The 18,087-nt window shown below is 67.7% G+C and carries 17 protein-coding genes; 8 read left to right on the top strand and 9 right to left on the bottom strand.

Features of this window, described 5'->3' with window-relative positions; genetic code table 11:
• Positions 1–47: 47 nt before the first annotated feature.
• Positions 48–437 carry a hypothetical protein gene (locus ACIGHN_RS22460; protein ID WP_396506179.1) on the top strand — a complete coding sequence of 130 codons (390 nt, stop codon included), beginning with the start codon at positions 48–50 and terminating at the stop codon, positions 435–437.
• A gap of 9 nt (positions 438–446) precedes the next feature.
• Here the strand turns inward: ACIGHN_RS22460 and ACIGHN_RS22455 are convergent, their stop codons facing one another.
• Positions 447–668 carry a hypothetical protein gene (locus ACIGHN_RS22455; RefSeq protein WP_156370974.1) on the bottom strand — a complete coding sequence of 74 codons (222 nt, stop codon included), beginning with the start codon at positions 666–668 and terminating at the stop codon, positions 447–449.
• Positions 669–891: 223 nt separating this feature from the next.
• On the bottom strand, positions 892–1,713 hold the full coding sequence (locus tag ACIGHN_RS22450; RefSeq protein ID WP_056411749.1) for a pyruvate, water dikinase regulatory protein: 822 nt from the start codon (positions 1,711–1,713) through the stop codon (positions 892–894).
• Between the two features lie 205 nt (positions 1,714–1,918).
• On the opposite strand from ACIGHN_RS22450, the gene ppsA reads away from it, so the two are divergent.
• The 4 genes from ppsA (at position 1,919) to ACIGHN_RS22430 (ending at position 7,532) form a co-directional block, all read left to right on the top strand.
• Positions 1,919–4,309 (top strand): phosphoenolpyruvate synthase, encoded by a 2,391-nt coding sequence (ppsA, locus tag ACIGHN_RS22445; protein WP_396506177.1) that lies wholly within the window; start codon positions 1,919–1,921, stop codon positions 4,307–4,309.
• A gap of 79 nt (positions 4,310–4,388) precedes the next feature.
• Positions 4,389–4,757, top strand: coding sequence for a DUF4212 domain-containing protein (locus tag ACIGHN_RS22440; protein WP_396506175.1), 369 nt, complete (start codon positions 4,389–4,391; stop codon positions 4,755–4,757).
• Entirely contained in the window at positions 4,750–6,873 is a 2,124-nt protein-coding gene (locus ACIGHN_RS22435) for a VC_2705 family sodium/solute symporter (RefSeq protein WP_396506174.1), read from the top strand. Before ACIGHN_RS22440 ends, ACIGHN_RS22435 begins: the two co-directional genes overlap by 8 nt.
• A 140-nt stretch (positions 6,874–7,013) precedes the next feature.
• A complete protein-coding gene (locus ACIGHN_RS22430) occupies positions 7,014–7,532 on the top strand; it encodes a hypothetical protein (protein WP_056411745.1) in 519 nt (172 codons plus the stop codon).
• Positions 7,533–7,716: 184 nt separating this feature from the next.
• Here ACIGHN_RS22430 and ACIGHN_RS22425 read toward each other — a convergent pair whose 3' ends face one another.
• The 3 genes from ACIGHN_RS22425 to ACIGHN_RS22415 form a co-directional block, all read right to left on the bottom strand.
• The gene (locus tag ACIGHN_RS22425; protein ID WP_056411744.1) at positions 7,717–8,076 is read right to left on the bottom strand and encodes an FKBP-type peptidyl-prolyl cis-trans isomerase; all 360 of its coding nucleotides are present in this window, start codon (positions 8,074–8,076) and stop codon (positions 7,717–7,719) included.
• 166 nt (positions 8,077–8,242) lie between these two features.
• Positions 8,243–8,557 carry a helix-turn-helix domain-containing protein gene (locus ACIGHN_RS22420; RefSeq protein ID WP_056173851.1) on the bottom strand — a complete coding sequence of 105 codons (315 nt, stop codon included), beginning with the start codon at positions 8,555–8,557 and terminating at the stop codon, positions 8,243–8,245.
• Between the two features lie 161 nt (positions 8,558–8,718).
• Complete coding sequence (locus tag ACIGHN_RS22415) at positions 8,719–9,666, bottom strand: LysR family transcriptional regulator (RefSeq protein ID WP_056411743.1); 948 nt, start codon at positions 9,664–9,666, stop codon at positions 8,719–8,721.
• A gap of 151 nt (positions 9,667–9,817) precedes the next feature.
• Here ACIGHN_RS22415 and ACIGHN_RS22410 point away from each other — a divergent pair, with 151 nt between their 5' ends.
• From ACIGHN_RS22410 to ACIGHN_RS22400, 3 genes are all read left to right on the top strand, one after another.
• Positions 9,818–10,774: a hydroxymethylglutaryl-CoA lyase gene (locus ACIGHN_RS22410; RefSeq protein WP_396506302.1), complete on the top strand. Its 957-nt coding sequence runs from the start codon at positions 9,818–9,820 to the stop codon at positions 10,772–10,774.
• A gap of 44 nt (positions 10,775–10,818) precedes the next feature.
• Positions 10,819–12,063 (top strand): CaiB/BaiF CoA transferase family protein, encoded by a 1,245-nt coding sequence (locus ACIGHN_RS22405; RefSeq protein WP_396506172.1) that lies wholly within the window; start codon positions 10,819–10,821, stop codon positions 12,061–12,063.
• An 81-nt stretch (positions 12,064–12,144) separates the two neighbouring features.
• Positions 12,145–13,164 (top strand): Bug family tripartite tricarboxylate transporter substrate binding protein, encoded by a 1,020-nt coding sequence (locus ACIGHN_RS22400; protein WP_396506171.1) that lies wholly within the window; start codon positions 12,145–12,147, stop codon positions 13,162–13,164.
• Positions 13,165–13,807: 643 nt separating this feature from the next.
• On the opposite strand, the gene ACIGHN_RS22395 is transcribed toward ACIGHN_RS22400, so the two are convergent.
• The 4 genes from ACIGHN_RS22395 to rpoD all read right to left on the bottom strand — a co-directional run.
• Positions 13,808–15,382 (bottom strand): methyl-accepting chemotaxis protein, encoded by a 1,575-nt coding sequence (locus ACIGHN_RS22395; protein WP_396506169.1) that lies wholly within the window; start codon positions 15,380–15,382, stop codon positions 13,808–13,810.
• Positions 15,383–15,430: 48 nt separating this feature from the next.
• A complete protein-coding gene (locus ACIGHN_RS22390; protein ID WP_056411740.1) occupies positions 15,431–16,465 on the bottom strand; it encodes a tripartite tricarboxylate transporter substrate binding protein in 1,035 nt (344 codons plus the stop codon).
• Positions 16,462–16,590, bottom strand: coding sequence for a hypothetical protein (locus tag ACIGHN_RS22385; protein ID WP_268751114.1), 129 nt, complete (start codon positions 16,588–16,590; stop codon positions 16,462–16,464). Before ACIGHN_RS22385 ends, ACIGHN_RS22390 begins: the two co-directional genes overlap by 4 nt.
• Positions 16,591–16,773: 183 nt before the next feature.
• A partial coding sequence (gene rpoD / locus ACIGHN_RS22380; RefSeq protein ID WP_396506167.1) for an RNA polymerase sigma factor RpoD occupies positions 16,774–18,087 on the bottom strand: 1,314 nt, incomplete at its 5' end.

Raw genomic sequence — 18,087 nt, 5'->3', positions numbered from 1 at the left:
TTGACCAGCTTTTGACCACCCTTTGACCACCCTTTGAAAGGACTTTCATGAACACCAAATACTTCATCGCCACGCTCGCACTGGCCGTGAGCGGCGCTGCGTTTGCCGCCGGCAACCATGCCCATGGCGACGACCACAAGCCCCAGCACGGCGGCATCGTGGCCGGTACCCACGATATGGACTACGAACTGGTTGCCAAGCCGGACGCCATCACGCTGTACCTGCGCGACCACGGCAAGGCGGCCAGCTCCGAGGGGGTGACCGCCAAGCTCACCCTGCTCAACGGCACGGAGAAATCCGAGGCCGTGCTGGTGCCCGCGGGCGAGGGCAAGCTCGAAGCCAAGGGCACCTTCAAGGTGGCCGCAGGCACCAAGGTGGTGGCGCTGGTGACCTTGCCGGGCAAGAAGCCGGCGAATGTGCGGTTTGCGGTGAAGTAGCTGCTTTGCTTACTTCCACTGCCGTCCGTTGCCCGCCGAACACCCGTACGGCGGCGTCGCCCGGGCGAAGCGTTCCTGCAGCTTGGCGCAGCCCCACCGGTTGATGGGACCGGGCGCGCGGGAGTTCAGCTCGATCCCTACTTCGTCGTAGGGCGAGCTGGCGCTGCTCACGTAGTCGTACCAGCGTTTGCCGATGAACAGGGTCACCACCACGGCGAATGCCAAGGTCATCAGAACAGCGCGAAGGACGGTGGATTTTTTCAAAAGGGTGCTCCAGGCGCAGCGGCACAGCGCCGCCTTGTCCGCGTGCTTTCAGGCGGGCAAGGTCTGTGGTGTGCGGTTGCTCATTAATTGATAGCTGCTAGCGCTTGCTGGACAAGCGGTAGAGCCTTGTTTTTCACCCAAACGACGACTGCGCGGCAGATTTGACGCGCGCGCTCGGCGGGTCGGCCCGTCAGTACACCAGCCGCTCCGGCCGGATCTCCTGCAGGATCGTCGTCGCGATCTCCTCGATCGACTTGGTCGTGGTCGACAGCCACCGGATTCCCGATCGCCGCATCATCGCCTCGGCCTCGGCCACCTCGTGGCGGCAGTTCACCAGGTCGGCGTACTTGGAGCCGGGGCGGCGTTCGTTGCGGATCTCGGACAGGCGCTCGGGCTGGATGGTCAGCCCGAAGATCTTGGCGCGGTGCGGCACCAGCGCGGGCGGCAACTGGCGGCGCTCGAAGTCTTCGGGGATCAGCGGGTAGTTGGCGGCTTTCAGGCCGCACTGCATGGCCAGGTACAGGCTGGTGGGCGTCTTGCCACTGCGGCTCACTCCGACCAGGATCACGTCGGCACCGGCCAGGTCGCGGTTGCTCTGGCCGTCGTCGTGGGCCAGGCTGAAGTTGATGGCCTCGATGCGGTCGGTGTATTCCTTGCTGCGGCTCACGTCACTGAAGCGGCCGACGCGGTGGTGCGACTTGATGCCCAGCTCTTCCTCCAGCGGGTGCACGAAGGTGCCGAACATGTCGAGCAGCATGCCCTTGCAGCCTTCCTGGATGACCTTCAGGACCTCCATGTTCACCAGCGTGGTGAACACGATGGGCTTCTTGCCCTCCATCTCGGCCGTGTGGTTGATCTGGCGGACCGTCTGGTGGGCCTTGTCCACGCTGTCGATGAAGGGCAGGCGCACGTGGCGCGGCTTCATCTCGAACTGGGCCAAAATGGCATTGCCAAAAGTCTCGGCCGTGATGCCGGTGCCGTCAGAGACGAAAAATACGGTGCGCGTGTGCATGGAGCAGGGGGCCTTTCAGTGCGTCAGCCTGCCGCCAGTGCCGCAGGCCTACAATTGTGACAATTATCCAAATTCTCACCATGCACTTCGTCGGCCCACAACCACAACGACAAAGCCACCCGCCGTGCATGGCCGCTCGCCCATCGCTCCCAGGTACAGCAAGGGGCGGGCGCGCAGACCCGGTTTCAACTTCTGGAGCTTTCCCATGTCTGCACTTTTCAGCCCGACCGCCCTGGTCGTACCGTTTGAAAACCTGAGAATGACCGATGTCGAGGCCGTAGGCGGTAAAAACGCCTCCCTCGGCGAGATGATCTCCCAACTGCCCCAGGGTGTGCGGGTGCCCACGGGCTTTGCCACCACGGCGCACGCGTTTCGCCAGTTCCTGGCGCACGACGGCCTGGCCGACAAGATCAGCGCCAAGCTCAAGAGCCTGGACACCGAAGATGTGCGCGCCCTGGCCACGGTGGGCGCCGAGATCCGCGCCATGGTCGAGGCCCAGCCCTTCCCGGCCGACCTGCAGGCCGCCATTGCCGAAGCATTTGCCACGCTGAGCGCCGGCAACCCGGCCGCATCGTTCGCCGTGCGCTCGTCCGCCACGGCCGAAGACCTGCCTGACGCATCGTTTGCGGGCCAGCAGGAGACCTTCCTGAACGTGGTGGGCATCGACGACGTCCTGCACAAGATGAAGGAAGTGTTCGCGTCGCTGTACAACGACCGCGCCATCTCCTACCGCGTGCACAAGGGCTTCGAGCACGACGTGGTGGCCCTGTCGGCCGGCGTGCAGCGCATGGTGCGCTCCGACCTGGGCGCCGCTGGCGTGATGTTCACCATCGACACCGAATCGGGCTTCGAAGACGTGGTGTTCATCACCAGCAGCTACGGCCTGGGCGAGACCGTGGTGCAAGGCGCCGTGAACCCCGACGAGTTCTACGTGCACAAGCCCATGCTCAAGGCCGGCAAGCAGGCCGTGATCCGCCGCAACCTGGGTAGCAAGCTGCTGCAGATGGTGTTCGCCTCGGCCGACGAAAAGAAGGCCAGCGGCAAGCTCGTGAAGACCATCGACGTGGCCACCGAGCAGCGCAACCGCTATTCGCTGAGCGACGCCGACGTGCAGCAGCTGGCGCACTACGCGCTGGTGATCGAGCAGCACTATGGCCGCCCGATGGACATCGAATGGGGCAAGGACGGCACCGACGGCCTGCTCTACATCCTGCAGGCCCGCCCCGAGACGGTGAAAAGCCAGTCCAAGGGCCAGGCCGAGCAGCGCTTCAAGCTCAAGGGTTCCGGCACCGTGCTGGCCGAGGGCCGCGCCATCGGCCAGAAGATCGGTACCGGCCCCGTGCGCCTGGTGCACAGCATCAGCGAGATGGACAAGGTGCAGCCCGGCGACGTGCTGGTCACCGACATGACCGACCCCAACTGGGAGCCCGTGATGAAGCGCGCGAGCGCCATCGTCACCAACCGCGGCGGGCGCACCTGCCACGCGGCCATCATTGCGCGCGAGCTGGGCATTCCGGCCGTGGTGGGCTGCGGTGACGCGACCGAGCTGCTCAAAGACGGCACGCTGGTCACCGTGAGCTGCGCCGAGGGCGACACCGGCCACATCTACGACGGCCTGCTCGAGACCGAGGTCACCGAGGTGCAGCGCGGCGAGATGCCCGCCATCAAGACCAAGATCATGATGAACGTGGGCAACCCCCAGCTCGCCTTCGACTTCTGCCAGCTGCCCAACGAAGGCGTGGGCCTGGCGCGGCTCGAGTTCATCATCAACAACAACATCGGCGTGCACCCCAAGGCCATCCTGGACTACCCCCAGATCGATGCCGACCTGAAGAAGGCGGTGGAATCGGTGGCCCGCGGCCACGCCAGCCCGCGCGCCTTCTACGTCGACAAGGTCGCCGAAGGCGTGGCCACCATCGCCGCCGCGTTCTACCCCAAGCCCGTGATCGTGCGCCTGTCGGACTTCAAGTCCAACGAGTACCGCAAGCTCATCGGCGGCAGCCGCTACGAGCCCGAGGAAGAAAACCCGATGCTGGGCTTTCGCGGTGCGGCGCGCTACATCAGCGAAGACTTCGGTGAAGCCTTTGCGATGGAGTGCGAGGCTTTGAAGCGCGTGCGCAACGACATGGGCCTGACCAACGTGCAGGTGATGGTGCCCTTCGTGCGCACGCTGGGCCAGGCCGAGCGCGTGACCAAGCTGCTGGCCACCCACGGCCTCTCGCGTGGCAAGGACGACCTCAAGGTCATCATGATGTGCGAGGTGCCGAGCAACGCCATCCTGGCCGAGCGCTTCCTGGAGTTCTTCGACGGTTTTTCCATCGGCTCCAACGACCTGACCCAGCTCACGCTGGGACTGGACCGCGATTCGGGCCTAGAGCTGCTGGCGCAGGACTTCGACGAGCGTGACCCCGCTGTGCTGGCGCTGGTGGAAAAGGCCATCAAGGCCTGCCTGGCCCAGGGCAAGTACATCGGCATCTGCGGCCAGGGCCCCAGCGACCATCCTGACTTTGCGCAGTGGCTGTCCAAGGAAGGCATCTCGTCGATCTCGCTCAATCCTGACAGCGTGATCGCGACCTGGCAGCAACTGGCGGGCTGAACGCCCAGACCCCGGGGGACTGCGGTATGCGCGCACTGTCTGCACCACCTGCCGCAGTGCCTGCACTGCGGTGCCTGTGATGCAGTTCACGCAGCCGGGGCCCGCCCGGCCTGCGGACGCCGAGATGGCGGGCCCGTTCCCGCCCGACCTGCACGACGTGCGCCACCTGAAGCTCAAGGCGGGCCTGCTGCTGCTGTGGGCGCTGGTGTCCTTCGTGGCCACGTACTTCGCCCGCGACCTGCAGGCGCTCGTGGTGGGCGGCTGGCCGCTCGGTTACTGGATCGCCGCGCAGGGTGCGGTGGTGGTGTTCATCGGCATCGTCGTGGCTTACTGCTGGGCCATGAACCGCTTCGAGCGGCAGGACGCCGAGCGCCTGGCCGCAGCGCAGGGTGAGCTGGCGGCGCAAGTCCCAGCACCAGCGGGTGGACTGCGTGGCCCCCATGGCTGACAAGGGCGCCGGGTCCCCCGGCACCGACGGCCGCGGGCGGGCGACCTCCGGGTCGGCCTACCTGTGGCGGCTGCACCGCATCCTGGCGCTGTACGTGGTGGGTGTGCTGGCCTTTCTGGCGCTGATGACCTGGGCCGAGCACCAGGGCCTGTCGCGCCACTGGATCGGGCCGATTTTCCTGTTCATCACCGTCATGGCCTACGCCGGCATCGGCGTGTACGGCCGCACGAGCGACCCCGAGGAATACTACGTGGCCGGGCGGCGCATTCCGCCCATGTACAACGGCATGGCGGCGGCGGCCGACTGGATGAGCGCCGCGTCGTTCATCAGCCTCTCGGGCGCCCTGTATCTGCAGGGCTTCTCCGGCACGCCGGGGCAGGCGGGGGGCCTGGCCTACCTGCTGGGGTGGACGGGGGGCTTTTGCCTGGTGGCGATGCTCATTGCCCCGCACCTCAGGGCCATGGGCCTGTACACCGTGCCCGACTTCTTTCACGTGCGGTTCGGCGGCCGCTGGCCGCGCGTGATCGCGGCGCTGGCGGCGGTGCTGTGCTCGTTCACCTATGTCGTTGCGCAGATCTACGGCGTGGGGCTGATCGCATCGCGCCTGACCGGTGTGCAGTTCGAGATCGGCATCATGCTGGGCCTGGGCGGTGTGCTGCTGTGCTCTTTCTTGGGCGGCATGCGTGCCATCACCTGGACGCAGGTGGCGCAGTACGTGGTGCTGCTGCTGGCCTTTTTGATACCCGTGTCCTGGCTGGCCTACAAGCAGCTGGGCAGCCCGCTCGCGCCGCTGGTCTACGGCGCGCAGATCAGCAAGATCGCGGACCTGGAAGCCCAGTTGCTCGACTCCCCGGCCGAGCACCAGGTGGTGCAGACCTACCTGCAGCGCGCCAAGGACTACGAGGCGCGCCTGCAGGACGTCGAGGGCGCGCTGGAGCGCGAGCGCGAAAAGGGCCGCGAGCGCATCCGCACGCTGCGCACCCAGAACGCCGACGTGGGGCTCATCGTCAGCGCCAGCCGCGAGCTGGCCGCGCTCCCGCGCGATGCCGCCGCGGCCCGCGAGCGCTGGACGCGCGAGATGCGCGAGAACTACGAGCGTGCCCGGCCCCTGGGCGGGCTGCCGCTGCACAGCCAGGCCTATGTGGGCGACCCGGATGGCACCCCCGATGAGCAGCGCGACTATGAGCTCACGCGGCGCAACTTCCTCGCGCTGATGTTCTGCCTGATGGTGGGCACGGCCGGGCTGCCGCACCTGCTCACGCGCTACTACACCTCGCCCACGGTGGGCGGCGCGCGGGCGTCGGTGGCGTGGTCGCTGTTCTTCATTGCGCTGCTGTACTTGAGCGCGCCCGCGCTGGCGGTGCTGGTGAAGTTCGAGGTCATGCAGAACCTGGTGGGCAGCAGCTTCGAGGCGCTGCCCAACTGGATGGCCCAGTGGGCGCGGGTGGACAGCTCGCTGCTCTCCATCGAGGACGTCAACGGCGACGGCATCGTGCAGTTCGGCGAGATTCGCCTGGGTGCCGACCTGATCATGCTGGCCACGCCCGAGCTGGGCGGGCTGCCGTACGTGGTGTCGGGCCTGGTGGCGGCGGGCGGGCTGGCCGCTGCGCTGTCCACCGCCGACGGGCTGCTGCTCACCATCAGCAATGCGCTGGTGCGCGACCTGTACTTCCCGGATGCGCAGCGCAAGGCCTCGCCCGAGCAGCGCGTGATCCTGACCAAGTTCACCCTGCTGGCGGTGGCCTTGTCGGCGGCCTTCGTGGCGGCGCTCAAGCCGTCCGAGATATTGCCCATGGTGTCGGCATCGTTCTCGCTGGCCGCTTCGGCCTTCGTGCCCACCATGGTGCTGGGCATCTTCTGGCGCGGCACCACGCGCCAGGGCGCGGTGGCCGGCATGCTGGCCGGGCTGGGCGTGGCGGTGTACTACATGCTGTCGCACGTGCCGGCCATGCGCGCGGCCCTGCCGCCCTGGCTGCTGGCCGACGGGCTGTGGTTCGGCATCCAGCCGATTTCCGCGGGCGTGTTCGGCGTGCCCGCCGGCGCGGCGGTGGCGGTGGTGGTGAGCTGGATCACCCGCCCCGGGCCCGAGCTGCCCCGCATACGCTCCGAGATGTAGTTCTGCATCAGGGCGCCCGGAGCGCACGACATGCCGTGGGTTATGTGAAAACCCCGATATTCAACTGTGTCAAAACGTGAGAGTCTGGAACCCAGCATGCCGGGCCGGAGGGCGGCCGCGTGCTCCATTCAAGGAGATTCATGGTTCTCGTCAAGACCCAGGCAGGGCAGGAAGCACTCAAGGACCGGCGCGGCAGCCTCAGTTCACGCCAGCGTTCGGCCTTCATACTTTTTGACGGCAAGCGCACCACGGGTGAGATCCTGGCCGCCACCGCTGCCATGGGCATCACCCAGGACGACGTGCAGGCCATGATCGCCCAGGGCCTGCTGGAGCCGCTGGCGGGCAAGTCCGCCGCGGTCGCCGCCGTGGCCGCAGGCCTGCCGGTCGCGCCCGCGCCCGCGCCGCTGGCGGACGCCATGGACCTGGGCACCGTGGCCGCCGCCGGGGAAGGCTCGGGCCGCAGCCCCATGGAGCGCTACCAGGCGGCCTACCCGATTGCCACGGAAATCACCGCCGGCCTGGGCCTGCGTGGCTTTCGGCTGAACCTGGCGGTCGAAAGCGCCGGCAGCTTCGACGACCTGGCGGCGCTGGCGCCGAAGATCCGCGAAGCCGTGGGCGATGCCAAGTTCGAGCGGCTGGACAAGGCACTGTTTGATTGAAAGCCCCCCCTGAGCCGCTCTGCGGCGTCCCCCGGAGGGGGACGCACCCGGTGGCCTGGCGAAGCCAGATCCACGGGTGCACTGGCGTAGGGGGCGCGCCGGGTTTGGACGGCGGGATCGATAAAAACAAAAGCGGCCCGCAGGCCGCTTTTGTTTTTGCCACAAGGGACAGGAGGGGGCTGGATCAGCGGCCGACCTTGAGCAGTTCGACGTCGAACTTGAGCGTGGCGTTCGGGGGGATCACGCCGCCGGCGCCGCGGGCGCCGTAGCCCAGGGATGCGGGGATGATCAGGGTGCGCTGGCCGCCGATCTTCATGCCCTGCACGCCTTCGTCCCAGCCCTTGATGACCATGCCGGCGCCCAGCGAGAACTCGAAGGGGTCGTTACGGTCACGGCTGGAGTCGAACTTGGCGCCTTGCTCGCCGTTGTTGTACAGCCAGCCGGTGTAGTGCACCGACACGTTCTGGCCCTTGGTGGCCTCGGCGCCTTCGCCCACGGTGGTGTCTTCGTACTGCAGGCCGGATGCGGTGGTGGTCAATGCCATGGTGATTCCTTGAGTGCTATTAAAAATATAGCTCCTAGCGCTTGGTGGATGGGCGCTAGAAGCTATTCAGACTGTCATTTTAACGGCTGCCCCGGATGGGCCTGCCTGGAGGCCCTGCAGAGCGGCAGGGCTGGTGCGGGGCAGGGGGCGTTGGCAGCCCCGGCGCTCAGGGCGTCTGCTTCTTGGCGCGGCCGGCCACCCAGCGGGTGGCGAAGGCCTGCACGTCCGACAGGCGCTTGAGCAGGTCGGCGCCGGAGGGGGTGACGGTGTAGCCGTCGCTGCCGTGGTCCACGAAGCCGGCTTCGCGCAGTTCCTTGATGCGGGTGTTGAGCGTGTTGGGAGTGATGCCCCCCACGCTGTCCTGCAGCAGGCGGAAGGTCTGGGGGTGGCCGTCCTTCAGGGCCCACAGCACGCGCAGTGCGTAACGGCATTCGAGCCGCTCGAACAACTGGTTGATGGCGGCATTTTCTTTGGAGCTCATGGACGCTTCTCCTCGCGCAAGTGTTGGTTCGAAAGTTCGTTCTGGGCGGATGCGAGACCGGCCCGACGATGTGCGTTGACTATAGCTCGGAACCTAATTTGCTACAAGTTTGGTAGCTCAGAACGCACAGCACATATGCGCTAAACACCAAAAATACGGCGTTACATATCAAACTGTTGCGGAGCGGCCACGCCGCCGGAGTCCGGACCGCCGGCTCCCAGCCGGGCCAGATGGTCCACCAGCAGACGCGCCGCCGGGGTGAGCATCTGGGCGCTGCGAAAGCAGATGGCGAAGCGCCGGCGTGCCCACGGGTCGGACAGCGGAATCACCCGCACCGGGGCGATGTCGGCAAACGGCTGGGCCACTTCCTGCGGCACCACGCTGATGGCCAGGTTGGCGCGCACCACCCGCAGCGCGGCGTCGAAGTTGGACACCAGCACGCGGTGGGCGAGCATCTTTCCCTCGACCGCCGCCGCGCGCGCCAGCAGCACCTGCACGGCGCTCAGGGCGGGCATGCTGACGAATTCATGGTCCAGCACGTCGGCAAAACGCACGCTCTGGCGCTGCGCCACCGGGTGCGAGGCGTGGGCCACCACCGCCAGGTGGTCGTGGCGGTAGCCGCACACCGCAAGGCCCGACAGGTCGGCCGCATCCCAGCAGATGCCGATGGAGGCGCTGCCGTCGCGGATGCCCTGCACCACGTCCGGGCTCACGCGCTCTTCCAGGCTCACCTGGATGTCGCGGTGCGCCGGGTCTTGCAAGAACGCCGCCACATCGTCGGCCAGCGACTCGGCCATGACCGAGGCCGTGACCAGCATGCGCACGTGGCCGCGCGTGCCGGTGGCGTAGGCGGCCATGTCCCGCTCGATCTGGCCCACGCTGGCCAGCATGGTGCGCGCGTGCTCCAGCAGCGTCTCGCCCGCCGGGGTGGGGATGACGCCGCGCCGCTTGCGCACCAAGAGCGGCGTGCCCACCGTGTCCTCCAGCTGCGCCAGCCGCTTGCTGATGGCCGAGCCCACGATGGCCTCCTGCTCGGCCGCGCGCGCAATGCTGCGGTGCTCGCACACGGCGGCGAAGAGGCGCAGGGTCTGAAGGTCGAGGTCGCGCATGGATGCTGAGATATTCCGTTTGGGAATCATAGAGCTTCCACAATGTATTTTCTGATTCAAATGGGAATTCCTAGAATCCACGCTAGGTCGCAGACACAAGAAATGGAGACAACCCGTGAGCAGCCCCCTATCGACAGGCGCCTCTTTCGAACTGCCGCAGGCACCGCGCCCCGTAGCCGCCGCCCTGGTGCGCGAAGTCGGCCTGCGCGATGGCCTGCAGAGCATTGCCACCATCGTCTCCACGGCCCGCAAGATCGAGTGGGTGGACGCGGCCTACGCGGCGGGCCAGCGCGAGATCGAGATCGGCTCCTTCGTGCCCGCCCGTCTGCTGCCGCAACTGGCCGACACCGCCGAGGTGCTGGCCCACGCCAAGACGCTGCCGGGGCTCGTCGCCTCGGTGCTGGTGCCCAACTACAAGGGGGCGGAACGCGCGCTGGAATGTGGCGCCGACCTCATGGTCGTGCCCCTGTCGGCCAGCCACGCCCACAGCCTGGCCAACCTGCGCAAGACGCCGGACGAGGTGGTGGCCGAGGTGGCGCGCATCCGCGCGCTGCGCGATGCCAGCGGCAGCCGCACGCTCATCGAAGGGGGCGTGGGCACGGCGTTTGGCTGCACGCTGCAGGGCGAGGTGGCCGAGAGCGAGGTGCTGCGCCTGATGCAGGCCCTGCTCGACGCGGGCGCCGACCGCGTGAGCCTGGCCGACACCGTGGGCTACGCCGACCCGGCCTCGGTCGCCCGGCTGTTCGGCAAGGCCCGGGCGCTGGTGGGCGACCGGCTGGCCTGCGCGCATTTTCACGACACGCGCGGCATGGGGATGGCCAATGTGTATGCCGCGTGGCAGACAGGCATCACCCGCTTCGACGCCTGCCTGGCCGGCATCGGCGGCTGCCCGCACGCGCCCGGCGCCAGCGGCAACGTCACCACCGAAGACCTGGTGTTCATGCTCGAACGCATGGGTGTGGCAACCGGCATCGACGTGGCCGCGCTGCTGGCACTGCGCGAGCGCGTGGCGGGCTGGTTGTCGGGCGAGACGCTGCACGGCACGCTCTGGCAGGCAGGAGTACCGCGCACCGGCGCGGGAGCCACCTCCCTGGCCGCCACCCACTGACCTGATCCACCGCCGCGCGTCCTTCCATCCCGTATCGTCTGACCATGACTTCCCACACCGCTTCTTCCTTTGCCCCGCCCACGCCGCCCGACACTCCGGCCCCCCGCGCCTTGCCCCTGCAGGGCCTGCGCGTGGTCGAGTTCACCCACATGGTCATGGGCCCCACCTGCGGCATGGTGCTGGCCGACCTGGGGGCCGAGGTCATCAAGGTCGAGCCCGTGGACGGCGACCGCACCCGCCACCTGCTGGGCGCGGGCGCGGGCTTCTTCCCCATGTTCAACCGCAACAAGAAGAGCATCGCCATCGACCTGCGCAGCCCCGAGGGCCTGGCGGCCGCGCGCAAGCTGGCGGCATCGGCCGACGTGGTGGCGCAGAACTTCAAGCCCGGCGTGATGACGAAATACGGCCTGGACTACGCGGCGCTGAGCCAGCTCAACCCGCGCCTCATCTACGTCAACCACACGGGCTTTCTGCCCGGCCCGTACGAGCACCGCACCGCGCTCGACGAAGTGGTGCAGATGATGGGCGGCCTGGCCTACATGACCGGCCGGCCCGGTGACCCGCTGCGCGCGGGCACCAGCGTGAACGACATCATGGGCGGCATGTTCGGTGCCATCGGCGCCATGGCCGCGCTGATGCAGCGCGGCATCACCGGGCGCGGGCAGGAGGTGGACTCGGCCCTGTTCGAGAACAACGTCTTCCTGGTGGGCCAGCACATGATGCAGTACGCCGTCACCGGCCAGCCAGCGGCGCCCATGCCCGACCGCATCTCGTCCTGGGCCGTGTACGACGTGTTCAGCGTGAAGGACGGCGGGCAGATCTTCCTGGCCGCGGTGAGCGACGCGCAGTGGCAGACTTTTTGCGACGCCATGGGCTATGCCGACCTGAGGGCCGACCCGCAGCTGGCCACCAACAACGACCGCGTGCGCGCGCGGCCCACGCTGATGCCGGTGCTGCGCGAGCGCCTGGCGCAGCACCCGGCCGACGCGCTGGCCGCGATCTTCGAGCGCCACGGCCTGCCGTTCGCACCCATCCGCCGGCCCGAAGAGCTGTTCGACGACCCGCACCTCCAAGCCACGGGGGGTCTCGCCGACATCACGCTGCCCGATGGCGAGTGCGCGGGCCACACCGCGCAGGTCACGCTGATGCCGCTGCGCATGGACGGCCAGCGCCTGGATGTGCGCTGCGACCCACCCCGCCTGGGCCAGCACACGGCCGAGCTGCTGCACAGCCTGGGCTACACGCCCGAGGCCGTGGCGGCGCTGCACGCCGCGGGCGCGATTGCCTGATTTATTTCTCGACGGCCCGGGGCACCCACGCGGCGCAGACCGCAGCCCCCGGATTGCATGACAACGACTGGAGACAAACCCATGCCCACCACTGCCCCCGCCATTTCCTTGTCCCGCAGCCTGCTCACACGTCGCCAGGCTTTGGCCGCCAGCGCCGCTGCATTGGGCGTCGCCGCCTGGGCCTTGCCGCGCGTGGCCCGCGCCCAGGGCGACGGCAAGCCGCTGCGTGTGATCCTGCCGCTGTCGGCGGGTTCGGGGGCGGACGGCGCCATCCGTGCCATCAGCAACAGCCTGTCCAAGGCGCTGGGCCAGCCGGTGGTCATCGAGAACCTGCCAGGCGCTGGCGGCATCACCGGCACCACGCAGATCGTGCGCGCACCCAAGGACGGCTCGGTGATCGGCGTGGTGTCCAACAACCATGTGGTCAACCCCAGCGTCTACAAGAATATTCCGTTCGACTCGCTCGCCGACATCACGCCCATCACCATCCTCGGCGCCACGCCCTTTGTGCTGGTGGCGCACCCCGGGGTGCCCGCCAAGACCGTGCAGGAGCTGATCGCCTATGCGAAGTCCAAGCCCGGCGTGCTGAACTACGGCTCGTCGGGCAACGGCACCATCCTGCACCTGGGGGCTGCGATGTTCGTGGACCAGGCCAGGCTGGACATCAAACACATCCCATACCGCGGCATGGGCCCGCTCATGAACGACATCCTGGGCGGCCAGGTGCAGCTGGGCGTGGTGGCGGTGGCGCCTGCGGCCGCGCACATCAAGTCGGGCGCCCTGCGCGCGCTGGGTGTGACCACGGGCAGCCGCGTGGCGTCGCTGCCCGGCGTGCCCACGATTGCGGAGCAGGGGCTCCCCGGCTTCGAACTGGACGGCTGGATCGCCCCGGTGGGACCGGCCGGGCTGTCCAAGGCCGAACTGGCGCGGCTGTACAACGGCTTCAAGGCCGCCATGGAGATGCCCGAGGCACACGATGCGCTGATCGCTCAGGGCTATGAGATCAAGCTCACGCCGCCCGAGCAGGCCGCGGCGTTCTTCAAGAGCGAGGCCGCGCGCATGGCGCAGGTGGTGAAGAACGCGAATGTGAAGGTAGATTGAAGAGGTTGCGTCCTGGGCGGTGTCGCCGTAGTTGTATTTGCGGGTGAACGGGTGAATGTGGATGTGGATCCCAGCCCGTCCCCAGCCCCTGAACCGTTCACCCTGAGCTTGTCGAAGGGCTGCACTGAGGTCGTGCCCCGGCTTCGACAGGCTCAGCCCGAACGGGTGGATGTGGATGTGGATGTGGATGTGGATGTGGATGTGGATGTGGATGTGGATCCCAGCCCGTCCCCAGCCCCTGAACCGTTCACCCTGAGCTTGTCGAAGGGCTGCGCTGAGGTCGTGCCCCGGCTTCGACAGGCTCAGCCCGAACGGGTGGATTTGGATGTGGATGTGGATCCCAGTCCGTCCCCAGCCCCTGAACCGTTCACCCTGAGCTTGTCGAAGGGCTGCGCTGAGGTCGTGCCCCGGCTTCGACAGGCTCAGCCCGAAGGGGTGGATTTGGATGTGGATGTGGATCCCAGTCCGTCTCCAGCCCCTGAACCGATCACCCTGAGCTTGTCGAAGGGCTGCGCTGAGGTCTTGCCCCGGCTTCGACACGCTCAGCCCGAACGGGTGGGGGCGGGCGGGCAGGACGCTTGGCCTATCTCAGGCCCCAACCACACCCTTGCCAATACCGTATCAAAGGTCCGGCGTGCGGATATCAAGCCTTTGGACCTGGCAGCGCCGCGTGGTGCTGCCGCACCCGGAACACCGCCACGGCCTCCACCATCTGGCGGGCCTGGCCGCTCAGGCTGCCAGCGGCGGCGGCGCTTTCTTCCACCAGCGCGGCGTTCTGCTGCGTGACGTCGTCCATGCGCACGATGGCCTGGGTCACGCGCTGCATGTCCGAGGTCTGCGCGGCGCTGGCCTGGCTGATCTCTTCCATGAGGCTGCTCACCTCGCGGATGGACGACACCACTTCGGCCATGGTGGTGCCCGCGTCGCGCGCCAGGTCGGAGCCGGCCTGCACGCGCTCCACGCTGGTCTGGATCAGCGCCTTGATCTCGCGCGCAGCGCTGGCGCTGCGCGTGGCGAGGTTGCGCACCTCGCTGGCCACCACGGCAAAGCCGCGGCCTTGTTCGCCCGCGCGTGCGGCCTCCACCGCGGCATTGAGCGCGAGGATGTTGGTCTGAAACGCAATGCCGTCGATCACGCCGATGATGTCCGAGATGCGGCGCGAGCTGTCCTGGATGCCCTGGACCACTTCCACCATCTGCGTGACCACGTCGCCGCCGCGCTGCGCGACGGTGGCGCCGTTGCGGGCGAGTTCGTTGGCGCGCTGTGCGTTCGATGCGTTCTGCTGCACCGTGGCCTGCAGCTGCTGCATGGACGACGAGGTCTCGTCCAGCGAGGCGGCCTGCTCTTCGGTGCGCATGCTCAGGTCGGCATTGCCCTGGGCGATCTCGGCGCTGGCGCTGGCCACGCCTTCGGCATTGCTGCGCACGCCGGCCACCACGTTCTCCAGGTTGTCCTGCATGGCGCGCAGGGCTTCGAGCAGCTTCGCGGGTTCGTCCCGGCCTTCGACACGGATGCTGGTGGTCAGGTCGCCCGCCGCCACCTTGTGGGCCAGCGACACGGCCACGCCCAGCGGGCGCACCACCGAGCGGGTGAGCAGCCAGCCGGCGCAGGCGCCCAGCGCGGTCACCAGCGCCAGCGCCACCAGGCTGCTGACGAGGGCCCGCCGCGCGTCCTGCGCCGCCTGCTGTGCAATGGCCGCGCTGCTGGCCGCCACCTGCTGGCTCAGTTCGGTCAGCAGCTTGGCCGGGCCCTGGTCGATGTCGGCCACGTCGGCATCGCCCGCGGACGGCACGAAGCCCAGCGACTGGAACACTTCGAAGCCCTTGCGGTAGCCCTGCGCCATCTGCGTGTGGGCCTGGGTGAATTTTTGGAGCGCGGCCTTTTCCTGCGCGTCGGCCAACTGGGGCTCCAGCGTCCGGGCGGCATCGGCCACGCGCTTTTCGCTGGCCTGGAAGGCGGCCCAGTGCAGCTCGCGCTTGCGCGAGTCCTCACCGCGCAGCAGGGTGTTCTTCCACTCCAGCACCTGCGTCTTGAAGTCGCTTTCCATGCGGCTCACGGCGCGCTCCTGCGCCACGCGTTCCTGCACCGTGGTGTCGTAGGTGCCCAGCGTGCGGTACAGCGCCGCGATGCCGAAGAGGGCGGCGCCGATCATCAGCGCCAGCACCAGGCCGAGCGCCGTCGCCATGCGGGCGCCGATGGAGTGGTTGGACATCTTCATGGGTCAGTTCCAGAGATCAGCAGGGGGTCTCGCCATGGGCCGCAAGGTTCAGGCCTTGAGCTTGAGCAGGTAGACCATCACACGGGCGGTGGTGAGGTCCAGTTCCATGAACTCCGCCAGGTCCTTGCCCGAGAGCCAGGAGGCGTCCCAGCGGTTGTTCTTGAGCGTGCGCTGCCACGATTCATGGCCGGTGGCGGCCTCGACGGCGTTGAGCATCTCGGCCGTGCGTGCGGCTGCCACGCCCTTGCCGGTGAACACGCCGCGCCAGTTGGCCATGGTGGCGTCCAGGCCCTGCTCGCGGAAGGCGGGCAGGCCGAACACGCTGCGCCGGGACGACACCCCGATGGCGCGCAGCTTGCCGGCGGCGATCGCATCGCTGAACTCGCTGTAGCCCGACAGGCCGACGGTCGCGCTGCCCGACAGCACGGCGTCCACCACCTCGGAGCCGCCGGCGAAGGGCTTGTAGACCAGGTTCTCGGGGTTGGCCTTGGACGCGCGCGCCAGCACGCCGGCGAAGATGTGGTCCACGCCGCCGGCCGAGCCGCCGGCCACGGGCACCGCCCGCAGGTCGGCGCGCAGGGCTTCGGCCAGGTCCTTGGTGTTCTGGATAGGGGACTTGGCGGCCACGGCGGCCACCAGGTAGTCGCTGGTCAGGCGCGCCAGCGGCTGGATCTGGGTCAGGTCCACGGCGGGCTTTTGCAGCGCCACGGCGCCCACCATCACCATGCCGCCCATCAGCAGGGTGTTGGCGTCGTTGCCGTATTTTTCAGCGTACTTGGCCAGGCCGATGGTGCCGCCCTTGCCGCCGATGTTCTCGTACTCGACCTGGTCCGCTGCGCCCACGCCCACCAGGGCGGCGCCCAGCGCACGGCCTGTCTGGTCCCAGCCGCCGCCGGGGTTGGCCGGGATCACGATGCGCAGCGTGGGGGCCAGCTTGGTGGCCTTGGCATGGGCGCTGCTGCGTGCGGCCGCCCCTGCGGCCTGGGCCCAGGCGGCGGGCGCCAGGGTGGCGCCCAGGGCGCTGACAGCGCTGGCTGCAGCAGCCCGGGCCAGGATGTCGCGGCGGTTGAAGGATGTGGTCATGCGGTGTCTCGCAAAAAGGTGGCAGGTCGTTGAACGGGCACGCGCAGGATGCACAGGGGGCAGGTGTCTGAACCGGAATCCGGGTCGGGACACAAGGCCTGCTCCTGGAGATTGCCGAACTGCATGACAGTCTCCTTCAGCGGTGTGTAATCGTCGCGTTACAAGCTGTCATTTTGCTGTCTAGAGCGTCCGGGTTAACGCGGGTCTGTGGTGAAACAGCAGAAAAAATGGCAAAAGCCCTGCACCGCAACGCGGCCAGGGCTTTTGGAGGGGTTCGCGGCATTGAATGCCGCGTCTTGTGCACCGTATTACAGCGAGTCGATAAAGCTGCGCAACTTGTCCGAGCGGCTGGGGTGCTTGAGCTTGCGCAGCGCCTTGGCTTCTATCTGGCGGATGCGTTCGCGGGTCACGTCGAACTGCTTGCCCACTTCTTCCAGCGTGTGGTCGCTGGTCATCTCGATGCCGAAGCGCATGCGCAGCACCTTGGCTTCGCGGGGCGTGAGGCCATCCAGGATGTCCTTGACCACGTCGCGCAGGCCGGCCTGCATCGCGGCTTCGATCGGGGCGGTGTTGGCGCCGTCCTCGATGAAATCGCCCAGGTGGCTGTCGTCGTCGTCGCCGATCGGCGTTTCCATGGAGATCGGCTCCTTGGCGATCTTCATGATCTTGCGGATCTTGTCTTCCGGGATCTCCATCTTGGCCGCCAGGATGGACGCATCGGGCTCGAAGCCGAACTCCTGCAAGTGCTGGCGGCTGATGCGGTTCATCTTGTTGATCGTCTCGATCATGTGCACCGGGATACGGATGGTGCGCGCCTGGTCGGCGATCGAGCGGGTGATGGCCTGGCGGATCCACCACGTGGCGTAGGTCGAGAACTTGTAGCCGCGGCGGTATTCGAACTTGTCCACCGCCTTCATCAGGCCGATGTTGCCTTCCTGGATCAGGTCCAGGAACTGCAGGCCGCGGTTCGTGTACTTCTTGGCGATCGAGATCACGAGGCGCAGGTTGGCCTCGATCATTTCCTTCTTGGCATCGCGCGAGGTGGCTTCACCTTCGTTCATGCGCTTGTTGATGCCCTTGAGCTCGGTCAGCGGCACCACCACGCGCGACTGCAGGTCCATCAGCTTTTGCTGCAGGTCCTGGATGGGCGGGATGTTGCGCGCGATGATGGACGACCAGGGCTTGCCGGCGTTGGCCTGCTTCTCGACCCACTGCAGGTTCAAGAGGTTGGGCGGGAAGTCCTTGATGAAGGTTTCCTGCGGCATGCCGCACTTGTCCACGATGATGCGGCGCAGCTCGCGCTCCTTCTTGCGCACGTCGTCCACCTGGCCGCGCACCATGTCGCACAGCTTCTCGATGGTCTTGGCGGTGAAGCGGATGGTCATCAGCTCGGCCGACAAGGCGGCTTGCGCCTTGACGTACGCAGGCGTGCCGTAGCCTTCCTTGTCGTACACCTTGTGCACTTTTTCGAACAGCTCGCGCAGCTTGTCAAAGCGCTCCAGCGCCTGCTTCTTGAGTTCTTCGAGCTTCTTGGTCAGCGCCTTGGAGCCGCGCGTGGCCGGGGGGGGGGGGGGGGGGGGGGGGGGGGGGGGGGGGGGGGGCGGGGGGCGGGGCCAGGGGGC

It is taken from the genome of Acidovorax sp. NPDC077693 (assembly GCF_044542805.1).
Classification (GTDB): domain Bacteria; phylum Pseudomonadota; class Gammaproteobacteria; order Burkholderiales; family Burkholderiaceae_C; genus Acidovorax.
Note: the sequence above shows the minus strand (reverse complement) of the source record. Positions and strands in the feature narration are given on the sequence as shown.

What these genes read in the sequence shown, in the direction of transcription:
- ACIGHN_RS22460 (WP_396506179.1), top strand. Translation starts at nt 48, where the DNA reads ATGAACACCAAATACTTCATCGCCACGCTCGCACTGGCCGTGAGCGGC.
- ACIGHN_RS22455 (WP_156370974.1), bottom strand. Translation starts at nt 668, where the DNA reads ATGACCTTGGCATTCGCCGTGGTGGTGACCCTGTTCATCGGCAAACGC.
- ACIGHN_RS22450 (WP_056411749.1), bottom strand. Translation starts at nt 1,713, where the DNA reads ATGCACACGCGCACCGTATTTTTCGTCTCTGACGGCACCGGCATCACG.
- ppsA (WP_396506177.1), top strand. Translation starts at nt 1,919, where the DNA reads ATGTCTGCACTTTTCAGCCCGACCGCCCTGGTCGTACCGTTTGAAAAC.
- ACIGHN_RS22440 (WP_396506175.1), top strand. Translation starts at nt 4,389, where the DNA reads ATGCAGTTCACGCAGCCGGGGCCCGCCCGGCCTGCGGACGCCGAGATG.
- ACIGHN_RS22435 (WP_396506174.1), top strand. Translation starts at nt 4,750, where the DNA reads ATGGCTGACAAGGGCGCCGGGTCCCCCGGCACCGACGGCCGCGGGCGG.
- ACIGHN_RS22430 (WP_056411745.1), top strand. Translation starts at nt 7,014, where the DNA reads ATGGTTCTCGTCAAGACCCAGGCAGGGCAGGAAGCACTCAAGGACCGG.
- ACIGHN_RS22425 (WP_056411744.1), bottom strand. Translation starts at nt 8,076, where the DNA reads ATGGCATTGACCACCACCGCATCCGGCCTGCAGTACGAAGACACCACC.
- ACIGHN_RS22420 (WP_056173851.1), bottom strand. Translation starts at nt 8,557, where the DNA reads ATGAGCTCCAAAGAAAATGCCGCCATCAACCAGTTGTTCGAGCGGCTC.
- ACIGHN_RS22415 (WP_056411743.1), bottom strand. Translation starts at nt 9,666, where the DNA reads ATGCGCGACCTCGACCTTCAGACCCTGCGCCTCTTCGCCGCCGTGTGC.
- ACIGHN_RS22405 (WP_396506172.1), top strand. Translation starts at nt 10,819, where the DNA reads ATGACTTCCCACACCGCTTCTTCCTTTGCCCCGCCCACGCCGCCCGAC.
- ACIGHN_RS22400 (WP_396506171.1), top strand. Translation starts at nt 12,145, where the DNA reads ATGCCCACCACTGCCCCCGCCATTTCCTTGTCCCGCAGCCTGCTCACA.
- ACIGHN_RS22395 (WP_396506169.1), bottom strand. Translation starts at nt 15,382, where the DNA reads ATGAAGATGTCCAACCACTCCATCGGCGCCCGCATGGCGACGGCGCTC.
- ACIGHN_RS22390 (WP_056411740.1), bottom strand. Translation starts at nt 16,465, where the DNA reads ATGACCACATCCTTCAACCGCCGCGACATCCTGGCCCGGGCTGCTGCA.
- ACIGHN_RS22385 (WP_268751114.1), bottom strand. Translation starts at nt 16,590, where the DNA reads ATGCAGTTCGGCAATCTCCAGGAGCAGGCCTTGTGTCCCGACCCGGAT.